This is a genomic window from Rhodoplanes azumiensis (assembly GCF_042682915.1).
Classification (GTDB): Bacteria; Pseudomonadota; Alphaproteobacteria; order Rhizobiales; family Xanthobacteraceae; genus Rhodoplanes; species Rhodoplanes azumiensis.
The window spans coordinates 78,387-99,460 of the sequence record NZ_JBHUIW010000013.1; the positions used below are offsets into that span (position 1 = coordinate 78,387).

Annotated in this window: 22 protein-coding genes; 11 read left to right on the forward strand and 11 right to left on the reverse strand. The window is 69.3% G+C overall.

What is annotated here, in order from left to right:
- Nucleotides 1-38: 38 nt before the first annotated feature.
- Nucleotides 39-1,265 carry an integrase core domain-containing protein gene (locus ACFSOX_RS12575; RefSeq protein WP_378478161.1) on the reverse strand — a complete coding sequence of 409 codons (1,227 nt, stop codon included), beginning with the start codon at nt 1,263-1,265 and terminating at the stop codon, nt 39-41.
- 309 nt (nt 1,266-1,574) lie between these two features.
- Complete coding sequence (locus tag ACFSOX_RS12580) at nt 1,575-2,351, reverse strand: alpha/beta fold hydrolase (protein WP_378478162.1); 777 nt, start codon at nt 2,349-2,351, stop codon at nt 1,575-1,577.
- Nucleotides 2,352-2,504: 153 nt separating this feature from the next.
- Between ACFSOX_RS12580 and ACFSOX_RS12585 the strand changes: the two genes are divergently transcribed.
- From ACFSOX_RS12585 to ACFSOX_RS12610, 6 genes are all read left to right on the forward strand, one after another.
- Nucleotides 2,505-3,773, forward strand: a complete 1,269-nt coding sequence (locus ACFSOX_RS12585; RefSeq protein WP_378478163.1) for a CaiB/BaiF CoA transferase family protein — start codon at nt 2,505-2,507, stop codon at nt 3,771-3,773.
- Nucleotides 3,774-3,979: 206 nt separating this feature from the next.
- On the forward strand, nt 3,980-4,720 hold the full coding sequence (locus tag ACFSOX_RS12590; protein ID WP_378478164.1) for a GntR family transcriptional regulator: 741 nt from the start codon (nt 3,980-3,982) through the stop codon (nt 4,718-4,720).
- A 122-nt stretch (nt 4,721-4,842) separates the two neighbouring features.
- Nucleotides 4,843-5,613 (forward strand): glutathione S-transferase family protein, encoded by a 771-nt coding sequence (locus ACFSOX_RS12595; protein ID WP_378478165.1) that lies wholly within the window; start codon nt 4,843-4,845, stop codon nt 5,611-5,613.
- Between the two features lie 161 nt (nt 5,614-5,774).
- The gene (locus tag ACFSOX_RS12600; protein ID WP_378478166.1) at nt 5,775-6,935 is read left to right on the forward strand and encodes a PepSY-associated TM helix domain-containing protein; all 1,161 of its coding nucleotides are present in this window, start codon (nt 5,775-5,777) and stop codon (nt 6,933-6,935) included.
- Entirely contained in the window at nt 6,932-7,183 is a 252-nt protein-coding gene (locus tag ACFSOX_RS12605) for a hypothetical protein (RefSeq protein WP_378478167.1), read from the forward strand. Before ACFSOX_RS12600 ends, ACFSOX_RS12605 begins: the two co-directional genes overlap by 4 nt.
- A 258-nt stretch (nt 7,184-7,441) precedes the next feature.
- A complete protein-coding gene (locus ACFSOX_RS12610) occupies nt 7,442-7,930 on the forward strand; it encodes a TOBE domain-containing protein (RefSeq protein ID WP_378478168.1) in 489 nt (162 codons plus the stop codon).
- Here ACFSOX_RS12610 and ACFSOX_RS12615 read toward each other — a convergent pair.
- The 3 genes from ACFSOX_RS12615 to ACFSOX_RS12625 form a co-directional block, all read right to left on the reverse strand.
- Nucleotides 7,830-8,291, reverse strand: a complete 462-nt coding sequence (locus ACFSOX_RS12615; RefSeq protein ID WP_378478169.1) for a winged helix-turn-helix domain-containing protein — start codon at nt 8,289-8,291, stop codon at nt 7,830-7,832. The genes ACFSOX_RS12610 and ACFSOX_RS12615 overlap by 101 nt on opposite strands.
- A gap of 125 nt (nt 8,292-8,416) precedes the next feature.
- Nucleotides 8,417-10,558: a DUF294 nucleotidyltransferase-like domain-containing protein gene (locus ACFSOX_RS12620; RefSeq protein WP_378478170.1), complete on the reverse strand. Its 2,142-nt coding sequence runs from the start codon at nt 10,556-10,558 to the stop codon at nt 8,417-8,419.
- A gap of 70 nt (nt 10,559-10,628) precedes the next feature.
- Complete coding sequence (locus ACFSOX_RS12625) at nt 10,629-11,240, reverse strand: hypothetical protein (protein ID WP_378478171.1); 612 nt, start codon at nt 11,238-11,240, stop codon at nt 10,629-10,631.
- Nucleotides 11,241-11,526: 286 nt separating this feature from the next.
- On the opposite strand from ACFSOX_RS12625, the gene ACFSOX_RS12630 reads away from it, so the two are divergent.
- From ACFSOX_RS12630 to ACFSOX_RS12650, 5 genes are all read left to right on the forward strand, one after another.
- Nucleotides 11,527-11,808, forward strand: a complete 282-nt coding sequence (locus ACFSOX_RS12630) for a DUF4212 domain-containing protein (protein ID WP_378478172.1) — start codon at nt 11,527-11,529, stop codon at nt 11,806-11,808.
- Nucleotides 11,809-11,821: 13 nt separating this feature from the next.
- A complete protein-coding gene (locus tag ACFSOX_RS12635; RefSeq protein WP_378478173.1) occupies nt 11,822-13,795 on the forward strand; it encodes a sodium:solute symporter family protein in 1,974 nt (657 codons plus the stop codon).
- 312 nt (nt 13,796-14,107) lie between these two features.
- On the forward strand, nt 14,108-14,410 hold the full coding sequence (locus ACFSOX_RS12640) for a hypothetical protein (protein WP_378478174.1): 303 nt from the start codon (nt 14,108-14,110) through the stop codon (nt 14,408-14,410).
- 9 nt (nt 14,411-14,419) lie between these two features.
- Entirely contained in the window at nt 14,420-14,740 is a 321-nt protein-coding gene (locus tag ACFSOX_RS12645; protein WP_378478175.1) for a hypothetical protein, read from the forward strand.
- A gap of 153 nt (nt 14,741-14,893) precedes the next feature.
- Complete coding sequence (locus tag ACFSOX_RS12650; protein WP_378478176.1) at nt 14,894-15,262, forward strand: hypothetical protein; 369 nt, start codon at nt 14,894-14,896, stop codon at nt 15,260-15,262.
- A gap of 21 nt (nt 15,263-15,283) precedes the next feature.
- On the opposite strand, the gene ACFSOX_RS12655 is transcribed toward ACFSOX_RS12650, so the two are convergent.
- The 6 genes from ACFSOX_RS12655 to ACFSOX_RS12680 form a co-directional block, all read right to left on the reverse strand.
- A complete protein-coding gene (locus ACFSOX_RS12655; protein WP_378478177.1) occupies nt 15,284-15,988 on the reverse strand; it encodes an ABC transporter ATP-binding protein in 705 nt (234 codons plus the stop codon).
- Nucleotides 15,975-16,727: an ABC transporter ATP-binding protein gene (locus ACFSOX_RS12660; protein WP_378478220.1), complete on the reverse strand. Its 753-nt coding sequence runs from the start codon at nt 16,725-16,727 to the stop codon at nt 15,975-15,977. Before ACFSOX_RS12660 ends, ACFSOX_RS12655 begins: the two co-directional genes overlap by 14 nt.
- A 92-nt stretch (nt 16,728-16,819) precedes the next feature.
- Nucleotides 16,820-17,878: a branched-chain amino acid ABC transporter permease gene (locus ACFSOX_RS12665; protein WP_378478178.1), complete on the reverse strand. Its 1,059-nt coding sequence runs from the start codon at nt 17,876-17,878 to the stop codon at nt 16,820-16,822.
- A complete protein-coding gene (locus tag ACFSOX_RS12670; RefSeq protein ID WP_378478179.1) occupies nt 17,875-18,747 on the reverse strand; it encodes a branched-chain amino acid ABC transporter permease in 873 nt (290 codons plus the stop codon). Before ACFSOX_RS12670 ends, ACFSOX_RS12665 begins: the two co-directional genes overlap by 4 nt.
- 69 nt (nt 18,748-18,816) lie before the next feature.
- Complete coding sequence (locus ACFSOX_RS12675; RefSeq protein ID WP_378478180.1) at nt 18,817-19,974, reverse strand: ABC transporter substrate-binding protein; 1,158 nt, start codon at nt 19,972-19,974, stop codon at nt 18,817-18,819.
- A gap of 129 nt (nt 19,975-20,103) precedes the next feature.
- Nucleotides 20,104-21,072, reverse strand: coding sequence for an LLM class flavin-dependent oxidoreductase (locus ACFSOX_RS12680; RefSeq protein ID WP_378478181.1), 969 nt, complete (start codon nt 21,070-21,072; stop codon nt 20,104-20,106).
- Between the last annotated feature and the right edge of the window lie 2 nt (nt 21,073-21,074).

Here is a 21,074-nt window from a genome sequence, read left to right on the forward strand (position 1 = left end):
TCGTCACTTCTCCCACCGACCGTAGCACTCGGGGCTGTTCAACCGGGAAGATGGTCGACACTTTGGACCGGGATGATGGTCGACAGGTCTGGGTTGGGGTTTGCGGTTTGTTCCGCCGCTTCGCGGAGCCCCGGACGGGGCGGAGCGAAGCGGCGGAACAAACCGCGGCGATCGATCAGGCCGATGTCGTGCGCGCAGAAGCGCACGACATGGTCGCCCGTCTCGAGCTCCTCGAGGCCGAGCAACTCGCCCGCGAAGGCTTCGCCGATGAAGACGTGCTCGCCCTTCCATTTGATGTCGCCGGCCGGCCGCACCCGGCGCACCTGATGATCGGCGTCGTACCAGGGATCCTCGACCGTCTCCGGCATCGCTCGCGAGGATGCGACGTAGACATCGGCCGGGGGATGCTGCGCCAGCGCCTCGTGCGGCCGTTCCTCGTTATAGTGCCGGCGGAACGCATCGAAGCGCGCCTGCTGCTCGGCCGCCGTCGCCGCCGCGGGATGCGTCGTCTGCTCCTTCAGCGTCCGGTGCATGCGCTCGTGCCGGCCGTTCTCCTGCGGCGAGGCCGGCCGAATGAAATGCGGCGCGATGCCGAGCTTGAGCCACCATACCGACAGCCGCGTCAGTCCGCCCGCACCCGTCGAGCCGAACGGCGGCCCGTTGTCGCAGCGGATCGCCTTCGGCAGGCCGTGCTCGCAGAACGCCTGCGCGAACACCGGCCGAACCCCCGCCACCGTCGGAGCCGCAACCCGCACCTCGATCAGGAACCGCGTGACCCCGTCGGTCAGCGTCAAAGGATCGATCCGCCGCCCGTCCCGCGTGCGGAACCAGCCCTTGAAATCCGCGCTCCACTCGTCGTTCGGCGCCGCCGCCGCGACGAACGTGCGAGCCGGGTCGATCGGACGCCGCCGCCGCTTCACCGGTGCGACCAGCCCGCACGCCTTCAGGATGTCGCCGATCGTCGAGGCCGCCGGCCACGTCACCGCGGGCGCCTCCCGCTGCAACCGGGCCAGAAGCTTGCGCGGCCCGAAATGCGGAAACCGCCGCCGAAGCCGCACGACCTCCTCGGCAAGCGCCGCCGGGGTGCGGTGCGGGCACCGCAGCGGCGCGTGCGACCGGTCCACGAACCAATCCGCAGCCCCGCTCGCCCGACGCCCACGCCACGCATAAAACGTATCCCGGCTCACCTCGTAGCGCCGGCAGAGCTCCGATACGCTCCACGCCCCAGTGTCGTAATCCGACAACATCCGAATCCGCTGCTCCATCCGACAGGTCTCCAAGAACGGCATCGAAGATCCTCCCTCCGATGCACTGTGACCTGTCGACCATCTGCCCGGTCTGAACTGTCAGGAATCTACCCGGTCCGTACCTGCATTTCCCCCCACCCCCGACCCCTCCCCACCACTCGCTTCGCGAGCGGGAGGAGGGGAGTCGAGCGCCGTGCCTGCGGAACGACGAGGCGCTGCGGCTCCCCTCCCCCCATTCGCCCATGCGAATGGCGGGGAGGGGTCGGGGGTGGGGGGCTGATCTTGCACCGACGCTTGTTGTCGCCAACCCTCGGACAGAAAGCGAAATCACCCGCCCGCCAGGAACGCCCGCAGCAGCGGCAGGGCGAGGTCGGGCCGCTCCAGCACGGCGGCGTGGCGGGTGCCGGGGATCTCGACCACGCGGGCGTGCGGGATCGTGCCGGCGAGCCAGTGCGCCCCCTCGACGAAGGGCGCCCGATCCTCGCTGCCGCACAGGATCAGGGTCGGCGCCGCGATGCGGCTCGCCTCGGCGAGGAGGTCGGCGGCGGCGAGCGCCTCGCAGGCCAGCGCATACCCTTCGGCCGGGCAGCGGGAGAGCGCGTCGCGGAAATAGCGGACGCCCGCGGCATCGGCCGCGATCGCGGCCGACGAGAACCAGATCGGCAGCAGCCTGTCGGTGAGCGAGGCGACGCCGGCGGCGCGCACCGCGGCGGCGCGCTCCAGCCAGGCTGCCCGCATCTCCGCCGTGTAGCGCGGGATCGTGTCGATCAGCACGAGCCGATCCACCAGCGCGGGGAAATGCGCGGCGAAGTGCTGGGCGACCAGCCCGCCGAGCGAGATGCCGGCGACGTGAGCCCGGCCGATGTGCTGGGCGCGGAACAGATCGGCGAGCTGCTGGGCCAGATCCTCGACCGTGTAGGGCGCGTCCGGCACCGGGGTCGCGCCGTGCCCCGGCAGATCGTAGGAGACGAGCCTGAAACGATCGGCGAGCGGCGCGGCGAAATCCCAGAAGCCGTGGTCGCAGCCGAGCCCGTGCAGCAGCACGAGCGGCGTCCCGAAGCCGGAGACATGGAGGGCGATCGGGCCGGTCGGCAGGTCCGTCATGGAACGATCCGCGGTTCGAAGGGGCGCCCGGAGAACGGGCGGGTCGATGCAATGTCCCGCGACCGGCGACGGCCCGGATCGGGCTCGCCTCGGCGCGAGGAATCTGCTTCCTTGCTAGCACACCCGCCCGAAATCCGTCATCGCGTGCGTCATATGCCTCCTGCCACCGAGCCCCGCCCTCCTCTCGCCGGCGTCCGTGTCCTCGAGCTGGCCCGCATCCTCGCCGGCCCGTGGGCCGGCCAGCTCCTCGCCGATCTCGGCGCCGAGGTGATCAAGATCGAGCGTCCGGAGGTCGGCGACGACACCCGCAGCTGGGGCCCGCCCTTCGTGCCGGAGCGCAGCGCCGACGCCACCGACGCGAATGGTGCGGCGCATGGTGTGGCGCATGGTGCGGCGAGCCGCGGCGCCGCGGCCTATTATCATTCGACCAACCGTGGCAAGCGCTCGGTGGAGGCCGACTTCGAGACGCCGGAGGGGCGCGATCTGGTGCTCGCGCTGGTGCGCGAGGCCGACGTGCTGATCGAAAACTTCAAGCTCGGCGGCCTGAAGCGCCACGGCCTCGATTACGACAGCCTGAAGGCGATCAACCCGCGGCTGATCTACTGCTCGATTACCGGCTTCGGCCAGACCGGGCCGTATGCGGCGCGGGCCGGCTACGACTATCTGATCCAGGCGATGGGCGGCATCATGCATCTCACCGGCGCGCCCGACGGCGAGCCGATGAAGATCGGCGTCGCCTTCGCCGACATCTTCACCGGCCTCTACGCGACGGTGGCGATCGAGGCGGCGCTGATCGAGCGCGCGCGCTCCGGCCTCGGCCAGCACATCGACATGGCGCTGCTCGACTCGATGGTCGGCGTGCTCGCCAACCAGGCGCTGAACTATCTGGTCTCCGGACGCTCGCCGACCCGGATGGGCAACGCCCACCCCAACATCGTTCCCTATCAGGTCTTCCCGGCGTCGGACGGCCATCTCGTCGTCGCGGTCGGCAACGACGGTCAGTACCGGCGGTTCTGCGAGGTGCTGAAGGCGCCCGAGCTCGCCGCCGATCCGCGCTACGCCTCCAATGCCGGCCGTGTCGCCGAGCGTGCCGGCCTCACCGCGGCGATCGCGGCGCTCACCGCACAGCACCGCCGCGACGATCTGCTCGCCGCCCTGGAGGCGGTCGGCGTGCCGGCCGGGCCGATCCACGACGTCGCCGAGGTGTTCTCGGATCCGCAGGTGACGGCGCGCGGCATGCGGCTCGACCTCCCTGCACCCGCGACCGAGGCCGGGCACGTCCCCGGGGTGCGCACGCCGATCCTGTTGTCACGGACGCCACTCGACTACACGGCGGCGTCGCCGGCGCTCGGCTCCGACACGGCGGAGATCCTGGCGCGTCGCACCGACGGCCGTCGACTGTTCCGCAGCTCCGGCGAGTAGGCCGGACGGGTTCACCCGGGAGCGGCCACGCATGGCGGCCGTGCACACAGAATCGGGTAAAAACGCGAAAGTGCAATCGACAGGCGACCCTCCGGCGTGCGAAGAACTAGCCGTCGTGAACACCGGACGGCGCGATTCGCTCGCCCGCCGTTCGACCTCGAGCACTTTCGGTCGCTCCATCCCGACGGCCTCACAGTTTTATCACCATGCGTAACACGCGCCGCTCCTTCCTGTATCACGACGTCGCCTCGGCGCTGCGCGCCCGCATCGCCCGCGGAACCTATCCGCCGGGCGAACGGCTGCCCAGCCTCAGCGAGCTGATGGAGGAGTTCGAGGTCAGCGCCATCACGGTGCGGCGCGCCCTCACCGAGCTCACCTACGAGGGGCTGATCCGCGGGCACCAGGGCCTCGGCGTCTTCGTCAAGGAGAAGCCGCGAATCCACCGCGTGCTCGCCGGCGATCCCGACCGCTCGATCGGCGACGAGATCGCCCGCGCCGGCTTCACGCCGCGGCTGGAGGAGATCGGCTTCAGCGAGGTCGAGGCCGACGACGACGTCGCCGCCCGCCTGCGCGTGCCGCGCGGAACACGCCTGTTCGTCCACCAGAAGCTCACCTTCGCCAACGACGAGCCGGTGGCGCTGCACTCGTGGTGGCTCCGCCCGCGTCTCGCCAAGCAGTTGCGGGCCGGATTGTCGGAACGGTTCATCTTTCCGCTCCTCAAGGAGCGCAAGTTCGACGTCGAGAACCTGCGCTGCGAGTTCTCCGCCACGGCCCTGCCCGAGGAGCACGCCGCTCGCTTCGGCCTGCCGGCCGGCTCGCCGATGATGCGGGTCGACTACACGATGGCGACCAAGACGGGTGCGCCGACCCTGATCGGCCGCACGCTGGCCCGCGCCGACCGCTTCACCTTCGAGGTGACGCTGCCGCAGCGCCGCGGCCGGCGCTAGACAGCGTCATTGCGGGGCGCGCCGCGGAATGACCGGTCATACAAAACGCCGGAATCTTTGACGCGTCCCGGCTCCCCTGCGAGCCTCCCGCCCCACAAGAAAATTCGCGGGAGAGAATGCCGATGGCCGTGACCCTCTACAACGCGCCGCAATCGACCTGCAGCCAGCGGGTGCGCTTCGTGCTGAACGCGAAAGGTCTCGCCTTCGACGAGCGCCGGCTCGACCTGTTCGCCGGCGATCAGTTGAAGCCGGACTACCTCGCGCTCAACCCCAACGGGGTCGTCCCGACGCTCGTCCACGACGGCGCCGTGATCGTCGATTCGTCCGTGATCATGGAATATGTCGAGGAGGTGTTTCCGGTCACGCCGCGCTTCGTTCCGGAGGATCCGGTGGCGCGCGCGAGAATGCGGTCGCTGATGCGCTTCGTCGACGAGGTGCCGGCGCCGGCGATCCGGGTGCCGAGCTACAACCTCGCCTTCCTGCCGCACTTCCAGGCGATGAGCGAGGAGGCGTTCCGGGCGATGGCGGATTCGAAGCCGCTGCGCCGCGAGTTCCTGCTGTCGATGGGGCGCACCGGCTTCCCGCAGGCCGACATGGATCTCTCGTTGAAGAAGCTCGAGCAGACCGTCGCGCGCATGGCCGACGCGATCGCCGCGAGCGGTGGCCCGTTCCTGCAAGGCGCCGCACCGACGCTCGCCGACATCTCGGTGATGCCCGTGATCGTGCGGATGGACGACATCCGCCTCGCGCATCTGTGGGCGAAGCGACCGGCGGTCGGCGCCTGGCTCGACGCGATCCGGGCGCTGCCTGCGTTCCAGCCGACCTACTACACGGGCTCGCTGCTCACCGAGAAGTACCCGCATCTGCGCGAGCAGCTCGCCGCCGCGTGCTGAGCCCGGCGGCACCGCGCACATGATCTGATCTGAAGCGATTCCAACCTTGGAATCGCTTCGAACTGAGCGCTCGCGCGCCGCCGGCGATTGTTCTGCTTCGAGCGTCCGTGCTACGGGCGGACCATGACGGAGATCACCCCCGACTCCCCCGGGTCCGCGCGATGACGCCGCAGGCCGTGAAGATCTGGTCGCGCGTCCACACCTGGACGAGCCTGATCTCGACCGTGTTCCTGCTGATGCTGTGCATCACCGGGCTGCCGCTGATCTTCCACCACGAGATCGAGCACCTCACCGGCGAGACCGCCGAGCCGGCGGCGCTGCCGGCCGGCACGCCGATGGCCGATCTCGACCGCATCGTCGCCGCCGGGGTCGCGCGCTATCCCGGATACGTGCCGCACTACGTCGTGTGGGACCGCGACGAGGCGGCGCTGGTCCATGTCGTGGTCTCGCCGACCTACACGTCACCCGTCGAGGAGAATCGTCTGGTGACGCTCGACGGCCGCACCGCGCAGGTGCTCGGCCAGCCGGCGCCGGGCGGCTTCATGCACGTGATGCTGCAGCTCCATGTCGACATGTTCGCAGGGCTTCCGGGCAAGCTCTTCCTCGGCGCGATGGGGCTCCTGTTCGCCGTGGCGATCGTCTCCGGCGTCGTGCTCTACGCGCCGTTCATGCGCCGCCTCGACTTCGGCACCGTGCGGGCGACGTCGTCGCGGGCGCGCTGGCTCGACGTCCACAATCTGCTCGGCGTCGTCACGGTCGTGTGGGCCCTGGTGGTCGGCCTCACCGGCACGATCAACACCCTCGCCGAGCTGATGATCGGCCTGTGGCAGAAGACCGAGCTCGCCGAGATGGTGCGGCCCTACGCGGGCAAGCCGCCGCTGGCGCAGCACGGCTCCGTGCAGGCGGCCGTCGACGCGGCGCGCGCCGTGACGCCCGGCAAGACCACGTTCTTCATGGCCTTCCCCAAGGCGCCCTACTACACCGACCAGCACCACTTCGTCGTGTTCATGCGCGGCGAGACGCCGCTCACCTCGCGGCTGATGACGCCCGTGCTGGTCGACGGCGAGACCGCGACCGTCACGGCGACCCGCGAGCTGCCGTGGTATCTGACGGTCCTGCTCGTCTCGCAACCGCTGCATTTCGGCGACTACGGCGGCATGCCGCTGAAGATTCTGTGGGCCATGCTCGACGTGATCACGATCGTGGTGCTGGCGAGCGGCCTCCGGCTCTGGGTGGCGCGCCGCCGCTCCCGGGTCGGCGCGCGCCGCGTCGCGCCGCCCGAGACGATGCCGGCCGCGACCTCGACGCAGCCCGCCGAATGACCGCCCCGCTCCGCCGCCCCGTGGCCGCATGCCGACCGGCGGGCCGGCGCGACTCGCTCGCCCGCCTGTGGGCCTGGCCGATCGCCGTCGCGGTGGCGAGCACGGCTGGCTTGATCGCGGCGCTGGTCGGCGACGGCCTCCTCGACGTGGTCTCCTGGCTCGGCCTCGGCCTCCCGGTCGCCGTGTCGGCGTGGTTCTGGGTCCGGCGGCCGAAGGTGGCGCGGCGTCAGGGCCGCGCGCGCCCGTGAAGCGAATGCGCGGTCGCAGCCGCGCAGCGACGCGCCGACCGCCCCGTCATCGGAGGCCGATCATCGCGTCGCAGGCCCGGATCACCGCGCAGGCCTCGCGGCCCACCACGAGGCTCGCTTCGCGGGCGGGGGAGGAGGGCTCGAGGCCCCGGTTTCCGCGGCCCGGCCTTGCGAGAGAGCCCCGTTGCGGCCGCGCCTTCAGCGTCCACCCCCACGTCCGTCTCCCCCCACCGGCGTGTTTCTGGCATGGTGGCGGGCATGTCGGACCAGCCCGCCACCACGGCCGCCCCACCGGTCGCCTTCTCCACCACGCTCGACGCGCGGGTGCTGCGGCACGACCCGCAGTGGGGCATGTCGACGCTCTACGTCGGCGACGGCGAGCTGCGGGTGCCGATGGTGGCGGCGCCGGTCGACACCGGCGTGCGGGTGACGATCGACGCGCGCGACGTCGCCGTCGCGCTCACCCGCCCCATGGACGTGTCGATCACCAACCGTCTGCCCGGCACGATCGTCGCGGTGGAGCGGCTCGCCGCGCCCTATGCGCGCGTCACCTTCGACCTCGGCGCGACCCGGCTCGATGCCCTCGTGACTTGGGAGTCGGTCGAGCGGCTGGCGCTCGAGCCCGGCCTTTTGGCGTGGGCGATGATCAAGTCGGTCGCGATCGGGAGCGAGGCTGTTCGTCCGGCGGATCTGCCGACGCCCCGCCGCTGGCCCGTGGTTCGTAATCCGGATCGAGGGCCGCGGTGAGCTCGGCCAGCGCCGCGGCGCCGCTTTTGCGGGCCTGCCGCTCCAGCGAGCGATAGAGCGCGATCAGCCGCTCGCCGAACACGGTGAGCGCCGCCCCACCGCCGCGCCGGCCCGGGAAGGTCTCGACCACGGCGGTCTCGAAGGTGTGGTTGAGGGCGTCCACCATCAGCCAGCATTTGCGGTAGGACGTGCCGGACGCCCGGCTGGCGCCGAGGATCGAGCGCTCGCGCCGGATCGTCTCCAGCAGTGCGATGTCCTCCGGATCGAGGCGGCCGCCATTGCCGAAGGCGACGCGCAGCGCGACGCTCGCCGGCGGAATGCAGGCGGGCTTAGCCGCGGCGCTCTCGCCGGTGGGGGGCACGGCCGGTTTCCGCGGCATCGGGCAGCCTCGCGTGTCGAACGGCGGGCCGGCCGGGCCGCCTCATCGATCCTTGTCCTTGGCGTAAGTCAGGACACGGACGCTGGCAAGCGGCCGCGGGCGGCCCCTCACCGGCCGATCAGGAGATCCCGGGTCAGCCAGTCGATCTGGGCGACCTGCTCGAGGCCGAGGCGCAGGCGCTCGCGGTCGCGCGCGGCGAGCCGCTTGATGACGACGCTGTTGCCGGCCGGAACCCCGTGCTCGAGGTCGTCGAGCTGCTGGCCGAGAACGAGGTGGAGGAACGTCCCGTAGGCATCGACCAGGCCCTGCAGGTCGTGCTGGCCGCCGACCCCGCGGCTCCCCATCGCGGCGAGACGCTCGGGCGTCGAGCGCTCGACCACATGGTGCCGGATGGCAAGCGCGCGAGCCGCCGTGACGATCGGGAACGTACCGGTGCGCTTGAGGTCGAGCCGCCCGCCCTGGGTGCGGAACCCCCCGAAGAAGCCGAGCCCCAGCTCGACCGCGCCGGCGGATTCGGCCAGGAGCTTGGCGAAGGCGATCTCGCCCTTGGCGGCGTCGAAGGCGGCGGCGCGCAGATCGTTGGCGATCGCAGCGTCGCCGTGTACGGGCCGCAGATCGAAGAAGATGTCGACCGACAGGAGATCCTGCGGGCGCGAGCGGCGCACCCAGGCGGCGATGCGCTCGCGCCAAGTGGCGACCGAGCCGCGCCACTCCGGCGTCTTGCCCATCACGCCGCCCTTGCAGAACGGCAGGCCGACGTCGTTGAGGATCGAGGCGAGATGGGTGCCGAGCGCGGCGAACCAGCGGTCCTCCGGGCCGTCGGGCGTGCCGGTCTCGAAGAACAGCGCGTTGTCCTGGTCCATGGCGAGCAGGCTCTCGCCCCGCCCGGCCGAGCCGAGCACGGCGACCGCATAGGCGCAGGGCGGCCCGCCCTGCCCGGCCTCGCGCATGCGCGCCTCGGCCAGCACGGTGGCCTGGCGGGTGAGAGCGCCGAGCTCGCGCGAGATCACGGCGGCGATGTTGCGGGCCGAGACCTTCTCGGCCATCAGGGCCGCAGCGACCCGCGGCAGCGTCGCCCAGGCGGCGGCGAGGCCCTCGACGTCCTCGGCCTGATCGATGGCGTCGCCGAGCGTCACGGCCTCGCCGGCGCGCAGCCGCAGGAGGTCGCGGGCCGACACGGCGCCGACCACCACGCCGGCCTCGTCGACGGCGCCGAGATGGCGGACGCCGAGCCGGCCCATGCGGCCGATGGCGCGATACACGAAGGCGTCGGCCGGCACGGCGGCGAGCGGCGTCGCCATCACCTCGGCGACCGGTCGGGCGAGCGCGTCCGGCCCGCGATTCGCGAGCGCTCGGAGAATGTCGCGCTCGGTGACGATCCCGAGCTGATCCGGCCGGAGCTTGCTCGGATCGGCTCCGGGCGGGTGGACGAACAACGACGAGATGCGCTCGCCCACCAGGGTGGCGAGCGCCTCGCGCAGCGGTGCGTCGGCCGCGGTCATGCGCGGCGGCGCCTGCATGATCTCGCCGACCGTGTGGCGATACGGGTAGGAATCGATGCGGGCGAACACCGCCTCGCGATCGGAGCGCAGCGGCGGCGACACCGGCTCGACCCAGCCGGCGCGATGATGCTGATCGAGCACCTCGGTGAGGGTGCGGCAGGCCTGCTCGGCCTCGGCCAGCGTGCGGATGCCGCGCTGGCGCAGCCGTGGCACCAAAGCGAGGAACAGCTCGGCACAGGCACGCGCGTCGCCGAGCCCGCTGTGGCGGCCCTCGATCGTGATGCCGAGCCAAGCGGCGAGGCTGTCGAGCGAGTACTCGGCGAGGTCGGGCTGCGCCACCTCGGCGAGGAGCAGTGTGTCGAGCGTGCGCGGGCGCGTCCACGGCAGACCGGCGCGCTCGCATTCGCGGCGCAGGACCGCGAGATCGAAGCCGATCGCATGCCCGATCACCACGGCGCCCCGCCCCATGAAGGCGGCGAAGTCCGGCCACGCCGCGACGAAGGGCGGGGCAGCCGACACCATGGTGTCGTCGATCCCGTGGATCGCCGCGGCGGCCCGCGGGATCGGCTCCGGCGGGCGCACCAGCCGACGGAACACCGGGTCCGGCACCACCTTGCCGGACGAGATACGCACCGCGGCGAGCTCGACGGCCCAGGCCTTGCGCGGATCGAGGCCGGTCGTCTCGGTGTCGATCGCGATCGCCTCGAGCACCATCAGGGGCGTGGCATTGTCGGCGGCCGCCATCATGGTCCAGGTGCTTCCCCCCGTGTCTCCCCGCGCATCTCCCCGCGCGCCGCCGCTCCGGCGCGCCTCGCGCTCAGCCGCCGCGCGAGAGCGCCGCCGTGACGGCGGCGGCGTCGAGCCGCTCGGCGAGCTCGTCGTGAATGTTGCACAGCGCGACCCGAAGATAGTTGCGGGTCGTGTCGAAGTCCTGGCCGCGCAGCTTCTTGTGAATCGGCATCAGCGCGAAATAGGGCTGCGCGTAGGGCTCCGGCACGTCGATGACGCGCTTGACCGGATGCATGGCGCAACGCGCGACGACATGGGCGATGTCGTCGCGCGCCGCCGCCCAGGCGTCGGGCGCGAGCGGTGCCGGCGCGGGATAGCGATCGAACACGGCGAGCGCCGTCGCGGTGAGGGCCGCGTGGAACGCCGCGAGATCTCCCGCGGCATGAGGCCGCAGCTCGCCCTCCACCATCTCGACCACCATGGCGAGCCCGAGCGGATAGGCGCGCCAGCGCGCCGCCTCGACGGCGGCTTTGAAGTCGGCCTCGTGGAACATCACCTTCGCGTAGTGTCCGGCGCGGGCGCGCGCATACTCGAAGATGCCTTTCTGGACCAGAAAAGCCGCCTGCGTGTCGATGAAATCGGCGAGTGCCGCCGCGTCGCGGACGGGCGGCTTGCGCTGGGGGAGCTTGAACAGAGCCATTGCGAGTCCCGGTTGTCGCAGAACCTTACCGCGGTCGCGCGCCCGACCGGAAGAGGCCGCGCACGGACTTCGATATTGCACCGCAACATCAACGAACTGATCACGTCGCGATCGACGAAAGTCTAATGGTCGTTGCGACAACCGATGTTAGCATTTTTACTATCCCGAACCCGGCGCCAAGTCCGGGAGGACAAGGGACGAACGCCGTCGCGATCAACGCCGGCCCTTATTTTCAACATCGACCCGAACGCTGCCCTCCGGCGGCGTCGCAGGAGGTTGCACGCTCATGTCCGTCGAACCCGTCAGTACGCCCGAGAACGATCGCGACCACTGGAGGAAGACCACCCGGCTGATGTTCGGCCACCTCGCGGTGTGGTTCTTCTTCGGCTACGTGATCCACATGTTCGTGATCCCGCTCAACAAGATCACGATCCCGGTGCTCAACTTCCCGCTCGGCTTCTACATGGCCGCACAGGGATCCCTGATCGTCTTCGTCGTCATGCTGTTCCTCTTCGCATGGCAGCAGGACAAGATCGACCGCGACCACGGCGTCGCCGAGGACGAGTGAGCGAGGACCAGACATGGCGACACAGGCTTCCGGCTCTTCGGACTTCATCAAGAACCTGGGGAAGATCTACGGGTTCTACACGGGCGGCTTCTTCCTGTTCGTGATGGCGCTGGCGCTCCTCGAGCAGGTCGGCGTGCCGAACAAGATCCTCGGCTACCTGTTCGTGTTCTTCACGATCGCCGTCTATGCGATCATCGGCATCATGTCGCGGACCGCCCAGGTCTCGGAGTACTACGTCGCCGGCCGCAGCGTGCCGGCGCTCTACAACGGTATGGCGACGGGCGCCGACTGGATGTCGGCGGCCTCCTTCGTCGGCATGGCCGGCACCCTGTTCCTGCTCGGCTACGACGGGCTGGCCTGGGTGCTCGGCTGGACCGGCGGCTACGTGCTGGTGGCGATCCTGATCGGCCCGTATCTGCGCAAGTTCGGCGCCTACACGGTGCCGGACTTCATGGCGTTCCGCTACGGCGGCAACTTCGCCCGGATGCTCGCCGTGATCGTGCTGGTTTGCTGCTCCTTCACCTACGTGACGGCGCAGATCTACGGCACCGGCCTGATCGCCTCGCGCTTCCTCGGCATGCAGTTCGAGATCGCCGTGTTCGCCGGCCTGTTCGGCATTCTCGTGTGCTCGCTGCTCGGCGGCATGCGCGCCGTCACCTGGACGCAGGTCGCCCAGTACATCGTCCTGATCGTCGCCTACCTGACCCCGATCGTCATCCTGTCGTACCAGAAGTTCGGGATCCCGATTCCGCAGCTCACCTACGGCAACGCGATCATGGACATCACGGCGCGCGAGCAGCAGATGCTGCAGACGGGCCTCGCCACCGCCGCCGCCCTGAAGCCGCATATCCAGCCGTTCACCAGCTACACGCCGCTGAACTTCTTCGCCATCATCTTCTGCATGATGATCGGCACGGCGTCGCTGCCGCACATCCTGATGCGCTACTTCACCACGCCGAGCGTCCGTCAGGCGCGCCTGTCGGTCGGCTGGTCGCTGCTGTTCATCTTCCTCCTCTACTTCTCGGCGCCGGCCTACGCGGCCTTCTCCAAGCTCGAGGTCTACACCGAGATCATCGGGCGTGATCTGAACGCGATCCGTCCCTGGCTGTTCAACTGGGGCGAGCTCGGCCTGATCCAGATCTGCGGCAAGAACGCCACCAACATCGACACCGTGCTGGCGGCGTGCAAGGCGGTGGCCGGGCATCCGGGCGTCGTCCGGCTGCAGGACTTCGTCATCAACACCGACGTGATCGTGCTCTCCACCCCGGAGATCGCGGGCCTGCCCTACGTGATCTCCGGCCTGGTGGCGGCCGGCGGCCTCGCCGCGGCGCTCTCCACCGCCGACGGCCTGCTGCTCGCCATCGCCAACGCGCTCAGCCACGACGTCTACTACAAGATGCTCGACCCGAACGCGCCGACCGCCCGTCGGCTCGTCGTGGCGCGCGTCCTGCTGCTGATCGTCGCGGTGTTCGCGGCCTACCTCGCCTCGACCAAGCCGGCCGACATCCTCGCGATGGTGGGCTGGGCGTTCTCGCTGGCCATGGCGGGCAACTTCCCGGCGCTGATCATGGGCGTGTGGTGGAAGCGGACGACCACGGCGGGCGCCATTGCCGGCATCATCGCGGGCTTCGGCCTCTGCCTGTTCTACCTGCTCGTGACCCGCTACTTCCCGGGCTACGGCGTGGCGTATTTCGGCATGACGTCGAACCTCAACCCGGTCACCGGGGCGCCGCTGGTCGACATCGCCAAGGCGATGACGCTGCCGAACGCCATGGAGGTGTGGCCGACGCTGGCGCATCCGCTCGCCAACAAGGTCGGCTGGTTCAACCTCACCAACATCGCCGCCGGCCTGCTCGGCATGCCGCTCGGCTTCCTGACCATCATCCTGGTCAGCCTGGTGACCAAGGCGCCGTCGGCCGAGATGCAGTCGCTGATCGACGAGATCCGCAAGCCGCGCGGCCGCACGGTGCTGCAGGAGAAGACCTGACCCTAAGCTCCCGGCGGGGCAGCCCCCGCCGGGACGTCTCCTCGGGATCACGGCGGGGTTCTCCGGAACCCCGCTTTTTTGTGGCTTGCGGTCGGGCGTGTCGCGGTGCAATGGAACCCCGGGTGGCGGGGCTGCTCGGTGGTCATTCCCGGGCGCAGCGAAGCCGCGAAGCCGGAATCCAGCCGGAACGACGGAGATCGCCGCCGGATTCCGGGTTCGCGCGCCTTCGGCCCGCGCCCCGGATCGACAGCGAACCAATCGACCGGGCTCTCGTCATCCGGCCCGACCTGCATTTCGAAAGGACGTCCTTTCATGACCACTGCGGCATCGCTCGGCTCCTGGCTGCTGTTCGTGCCGAACTTCATCCTGGCGGCGCTGATGTACACGCTGCTCGGCCGCGCCGTCCTGGGGCTCGTCGTCGGCACCGACTCGACGAATTACATCTGGCGCTTCTTCTGCCGTGTCACCGACCCGGTGGTCGCCGTGGTCGCGCTCGTCACCCCGAAGGCGGCCGCGCCCGTGATCATCTGGTTGTTCAGCGTCGTGTGGCTGTTCTGGCTGCGCGTCGGGCTGCTCTACGCCTATCTCGCCTTCTCGCCCACGCAGGCTGGTTGAGGCCGCAGCATGGACCGCACGTTCTACTTCGTCGGCATCGCCTTCTTCGGCATGGTCAACGGCCTGTTCAGCCCGCTCAAGCCGGTCGCCTACGTGTTCTCGACGGCGCTGATGGCCGAGCCGCTGTTCGGCAGCCAGGCGGCGATCTTCTACTTCGCCTCGCTGATGCTCTCGACCGCGACCGTGATTCTCGGCGGCATACCGGCGGCGCTCTACGAGCGGATCACCAGCAAGGACGACTCGACCACCGCGTCGCTGTTCATCTGGCTGGCCGCGACCGCGCTCCTCACGTTGCCGGCGGTCGGCACCTTCCTGCAGTTCGGTCTCTGACCGGGTTAGCGCGGCGACCGTGACGGCGGGGGCGAGCGCCGTTCAACCCCTCGTGAGCGCGTTGAGGCCGTCAGAAACAGCCGGTACCCTCCTGCTGGTCACGGTCGCGACAGCCGGCACCGCCGTGCGATGCGGCCGGAAGCGGGAGGCGGCATGGAGGTTCTGCGGCGAGTCGCGTTCGAGATCGTGATGCGCGCCTGCCTGTTCGGCTCGCTCGCGATCTTCTGCGTGATGGTCGGGCTGTCGTTCGAGCCGCGCGCCGCCTTCAAGGCCGGCGGATTCCTCACGCTGGTGATGGTCGGAGTGCTGTGGCTGAAGGCCGTCGAGGCCCGGACCAAGGACCATCGGCGGATGGAGATGTGGCTCTACCTGCCGAAGGAGCACCGGCCTCCACCGGCCTATGCCCAGACGGTGAGCGCCATGGTGATGCGGGAGACCTATCTGTCCTTCGCGCGCCGCACCGCGATCGTGTCGATCGTGATGTGGGCCATGGCACTGCTGTTGAGCGTCGCCGGAATCTAGGCCCGGTGCCACCGCCGGCCATCAGGCCCCCAGATAGGCGGCGCGCACGTGCGGGTTCTCCAGGAGCTCGCGGCCCGTGCCGGTGAGCGTCACCCGGCCCTGCTCGAGCACATAGGACCGATCGGACAGCTCCAGCGCCGCGAAGGCGTTCTGCTCGACCATCACGACCGTGACGCCGTCGCGCCGGATGCCCTCGATGATCTCGAAGGTGCGCTCGACCAGATTGGGCGCGAGGCCGAGCGAGGGCTCGTCGAACAGGACGAGCTTCGGCCGCGACATCAGAGCGCGAGAGATCGCCAGCATCTGCTGCTCGCCGCCCGAGAGCGTGCCGGCCGTCTGGTCGCGCCGCTCGGCGAGGATCGGGAAGCGGGCGAACAGCCGGTCCATGTCGTCGGCGATCGCCGCCGCGTCGCGCCGCAGGAAGCAGCCCATCTCCAGGTTCTCGCGGACCGTCATGAAGGGGAAGACCCGCCGCCCCTCCGGGCAGTGCGCGATGCCGAGCTCCAGCACGCGGCGCGCCGAGGCGCGCGTGATGTCCTCGCCGTCGAACGTGATCTTGCCGGCGGCCGGCGTGAGCAATCCGGAGATCGCCTTGAGGCTCGTCGTCTTGCCGGCGCCGTTGGCGCCGATCAGCGTGACGAGCTCGCCGCGCGCGACCCGCATGGAGAGGTCTCGCACCGCCTCCACCTTGCCGTAGCGGCAGACCAGGCCCTCAACCACGAGCACGGACGTACCTTTCCCCGAGATAGGCGCGGATCACCTGCGGATCCTGCTGGATCGCGGCCGGCGGTCCATCGGCGATGATCTTGCCTTGGTTCAGGCAGACGACGCGGTCCGACACGCCCATCACCATCTTCATGTCGTGCTCGACCAGCAGGATCGTGATCCCGCTCGCGCGAATGCGGGCGATGAGCGACATGAAGGCGCCGGTCTCGGCCGGGTTCATGCCGGACACCGGCTCGTCGAGCAGCAGCAGGGTCGGCTCCGCGGCGAGCGCGATCGCGACCTCGAGGAGCCGCAGCTCGCCGTAGGACAGCGCCGCCGCGACCTCGTTCGCCCGTGGCCGCAGCGCGACCAGATCGAGAATCTCCCAGGCGAGATCGCGCAGCCGCGCCTCGTCGCGCCGCACGCCCGGAAGTCCCAGCATGATGGCGAGCGGGTGCTGCCTCGCCCGCCGGTGCAGGCCGATCAGCACGTTGTCGAGCACCGGCAGGCCGTTGAACACCGAGGTCTTCTGGAAGGTGCGGACGACGCCGTGGCCGGCGATCCGGTCGGACTTGAGGCCGGCGAGCGGCGTGCCCCGATACGTGATGGTGCCGCTCGACGGGGTGATGTAGCCCGTGATGGCGTTGAAGGCCGAGGTCTTGCCGGCGCCGTTCGGCCCGATCAGCGACAAGACCTCGCCTTCCCGCACCTCGAACGTCATGTCCTCGACGGCGGTGAGTCCCCCGAACCGGATCGACAGCCCGGTGACGGCGAGGGCGACGGGTGCCGTCGCACCCGGCCCGGACGGAACGGCCGCCGCGGCCTGCGACGACGGGGTGATCGCGGTGTCGCTCACGGCCGCGCCTCCGCCGGCGTCGCACCCGCAGCGACGGCGGCCGGGTCGGCAGGTGGGGCACCCGACCGGGCACGCACACGGCGCCAGGCGTCACGCAGTGCCGGCACGATGCCCTCGGGCAGAAAATAGACGACCAGGATCATCAGCACGCCGTAGACGACCCACTGGATCTCGGGCTTCACCTCGAAGCTGCGCACCACCTCGGGCAGCAACCCGAAGATCAGGCCCCCGACGATCGGGCCGGCGAGCGTGCCCTTGCCGCCCGTCACCACCATGATCACCATGGTGACCGTGTAGATGAACAGGAACACGTCGGGGTCGACGATCCGAACGTAATGCGCGTAGACGGCACCGGCGAGACCGGCGAGCGAGGCCGAGACGACGGTCGCCAGCACCAGGAAGCGCGTCACGTCGATCCCGACCGAGGTGGCGAGCGGCTCGTTCTCGCGCAGCGCGATCATGGCGCGGCCGGCACGCGAGTTCACCAGACGCCGGATGATCACATAGGTGACGACCGCGACGACGAGCACCAGATAGTAGTTCGGCACCTTGCCGAGAACGTCGATGTCGCCGATCCCGGGCAGCCACAGCTTCAAGAACGGAATGTTGTTGAGGGCCATCGGGCCCTGCGTCAGCTCGATCCAATTCAGCGCGACGAGGCGCGTCACCTCGGCGAAGCTGACCGACACGATGACGAAATATGCCCCGCGCACTTTGAACGAGATCTTGCCGATCATGTAGCCGCACAGGCCGGCGAAGATCACGGCGAGGATCATCGAAAACCAGACCGGCTTCGGAGCCAGCGAGATCGGCACGTCGAACACGTGGATCTCGAAGCCGAGCGAGACGAGGCTCGACACATAGGCGCCGATGCCGAAGAAGGCGACGTGACCGAGGCTGAGCTGGCCCGTGTAGCCGAGCAGCAGGTTGAGGCTCATCGCGGCGATGATGAAGATGCCGGCGACGATCAGGACGTGGAGGATGTAGAGGTCGGTCATCCACAGCGGCAGCGTGAACAGGAACGCCACCCAGGCGAGCGTGACGGCGCGGCTCATCCGATCCGCTCCTTGCGGGCGAACAGGCCGGTGGGCTTCACCAGCAGGATCACGATGATCAGGAGGAAGCCCATGGCGTCGCGATAGCCAGACGACACGTAGCCGGCGCCCAGCTCCTCCATGAAGGCGAGGATGAAGCCGCCGATGGTGGCGCCCGGGATGCTGCCGAGCCCGCCGAGAATGACGATGGCGAAGGCCTTCAGCGAGGCGAGGTCGCCGATCGTCGGATAGACGACGAAGACCGGACCGAGCAGCGCGCCCGCGGCCGCCGCGAGGCCGGAGCCGATCGCGAATGTCGCGGTGTGGACCCGATCGATGCGCACGCCCATCAGGGCGGCGGACTCGCGATCCTGGAAGGTCGCGCGCATCGCCTTGCCGAGCCGCGTCTTCTGGATCAGCAGCCAGGTCGCGGCGATCAGCGCCACGGCGACGACGAAGACGAACAGCCGAGTCCACGACACCGAGACGCCGCCCATGACGAGCGGCGCCGGGGGGAACGGCGAGTCGATCGACTTGGCGACGCCGGTCCACACGAGCTGCTCGGTGTTCTGCATCGCGATCCAGGCGCCGATCATCACCAGCATCGTGGTGTCGATGTCGGCGCCCCGCAGCCGGCGCAGGAGCAGGATCTCGATCCCGGCACCGAGCAGCACGCCGAGCGCCATGGCCAGCGCGATCGACACGACGAAGTTCGCGCCGATCAGCATCACCCACATGTACATCATGTAGGCGCCGAAGGCGTAGAGCTCGCCGTGGGTGAAGTTGACCACCCGCATGATGCCGAAGATCAGCGTCAGCCCGATCCCCAGCAGCGCATAGGTGCCGCCGAGAATCAGGGCATTGAGGGCGTGCTGCAGAAGCTGATCCATGGACTCACGCGACAGGGAGAGCGGGAACGAGTGCGCCGCCCGTCGGGCGGCGCACGGAGGCTGGGCCGATCAGAGGCCCGACTTCACGACCTTGCCGCCGTCGATCTTCACCAGATAGATGGACGGGGCGTTCTGGCCGCTCTCGGACCCGGCGGGGCCCTGCTTGACGAACTCGATGTTGCCGTAGATGCCCTTGATCTTGGTCTTCCACAACGCGTCCTTGATCGCGGCCGGCTCGGCCTTGCCGGCGATCTTGATCGCCTCGACGATCACGTGGATGCCGTCGTAGCCGCGGAAGCCTTCGGTGAGGCCGCCCGGCTCGTGGCCGCGCTTCTTCCACTCGTCCATGTAGCGCTTGGCCGGCTCCGGATTAGTGACCACCTCGGGGAACCAGGGCGGGAAGAACACGGTGTGGAACGAGCCGTTGGCCGCCTCGCCAGCCTGGGTGATCAGCTGATCGGGCGAGTTGGAGCCGCCCGTGCTGACGATCCGGGTGTTGAGCTGAAGCTCCTTCGCTTGCTTGAGGATCAGGGTCAGCTGCTCGACCGCCGTGGTGACGAACAGCGTGTCGCCGCCCGAGGCCTTGATACGGGTGAGCTGCGCCGAGAAGTCGGTCGCCTTCGGGTCCATCGTCTCCATCACCCCGATGGCGACGCCCTGGGCCTTCAGCATCTTCGAGTACTCGGCCGCCGAGCCGATGCCGAAATCGTTGTTGGTGTTCAGGAAGTCCGCCTTCTTGATGGCGAGCTTCGGAACCAGCGGCTTGAACGCCACCGCTTCCATCTCGGAGGTCGGGCTGATGCGGAAGATGTAGGGGTTGCCGGAGGTCGTGATCTTGCCCGAGGACGAGGTCTCGACCACCATCGGAACCTTGTACTCCTGCAGCTTCGGCATCACCGCGAGCGTCAGGGTCGAGCTCCAGGCGCCCATGATGGCCGGCACCTTGTCACGCACGATCAGCTTCTCGACGGTCGCCACCGCCTCGGTCGGGTTCGACTTCGAATCCTCGATCACGAGCTGGATCTTCTTGCCGAGCACGCCGCCGGCGGCGTTGATCTCGTCCTCGGCGATGCGGGCGCCCTGCGCCACGTAGTTGCCTGACGCCGCGAAGGCGCCGGTGAGGGGCTGTGTCACCCCGATCTTGATCGTCTCCTGGGCGAAAGCGGGCCCGGCGAACAGCGTCGCCCCGAGCAAGGCGAGAGCGAGCTTGGCAGTCCTGGTATGCATAGCAGTCTCCCTGTCGTCTCCCGGAATTCAAGCAATTGTCGTGCCGCCGCCGCGTGAATTCTTCTGTTCTGGACGTCGCCGGAGCGGCACGGTCGGAGCCTGCCCGGCGAACCGGGCGGGCGCGTCGCGTCACCTCGCCTTCAGCTTCGGCAAGATGTCGTTGGCGATGGCGTCGATCTGCTCCGCCTCGTAACGATACGGCACGAAGATGATGCGGTCGATGCCCGTGTCGAGATGGGCCTGGAGCTGTTCGACGCACTCCTCTGGCGTGCCCATGATGGCCGAATCCATCGTCGACTCCGACCAGGAGGCGTAATCCCACTCGGTCTGCAGCCAATGCTTCATCGGCCCTTCGATCTTGTCTCTCGGACCGACGCAGATCGGCAGCTGGTTCGTCGAGATCAGCTCGTCCGGGTTGCGGCCCGCCTCCTCGGCGAAGCCGCGCACCTTGGTCCAGGTACGGGCGAAGGCCTCGGCCGTGTAGTAGTAGGTGAGCCAGCCGTCCCCCTTGGTCGCCGCGCGCTTGAGCACAGCGTCGACATAGCCGCCGATCAGGATCGGGATGCGCGGCTTCTGCACCGGCTTCGGATACATCACGGCGCCCCGCAAGTTGTAGGGATCGTAGTCGCCGACCACCTTCTCCTCGGTCCACAGCCGCGTGACGATCTCGAGGCTCTGCTCCATGATCTTGCCGCGCTTGGTGAAGTCGACGCCGAGCGAGTCGAACTCGCGGCGATACCACCCCACCGCGGCGCCGAGGATCATGCGCCCGTCGGAGATGTGGTCGATGGTGGCGAGCTCCTTGGCCAGCAGCACCGGGTTGCGCAGCGGCATCACGAGAATTCCGGTGCCGATCTTGATCGTCGAGGTGCGGGCCGCCACGGCCGTGAGCATCAAGAGTGCGTCGTGAATGGGGAAGTTCGGATCGACGCCGAGCAGCGTGTGGTCCCACGCCCACAGCGACTCGAAGCCGAGCTCTTCCATGCGCACGCCGTACTCGATCAGCCCCTTGGCGTCCGGCATTTCGGGGTAGCGCGTGAAGTTGCGCATCGCGACGCCGTAGACGGTCTCACGCTTCGGGGCCAGTTGGGGGGCCATGC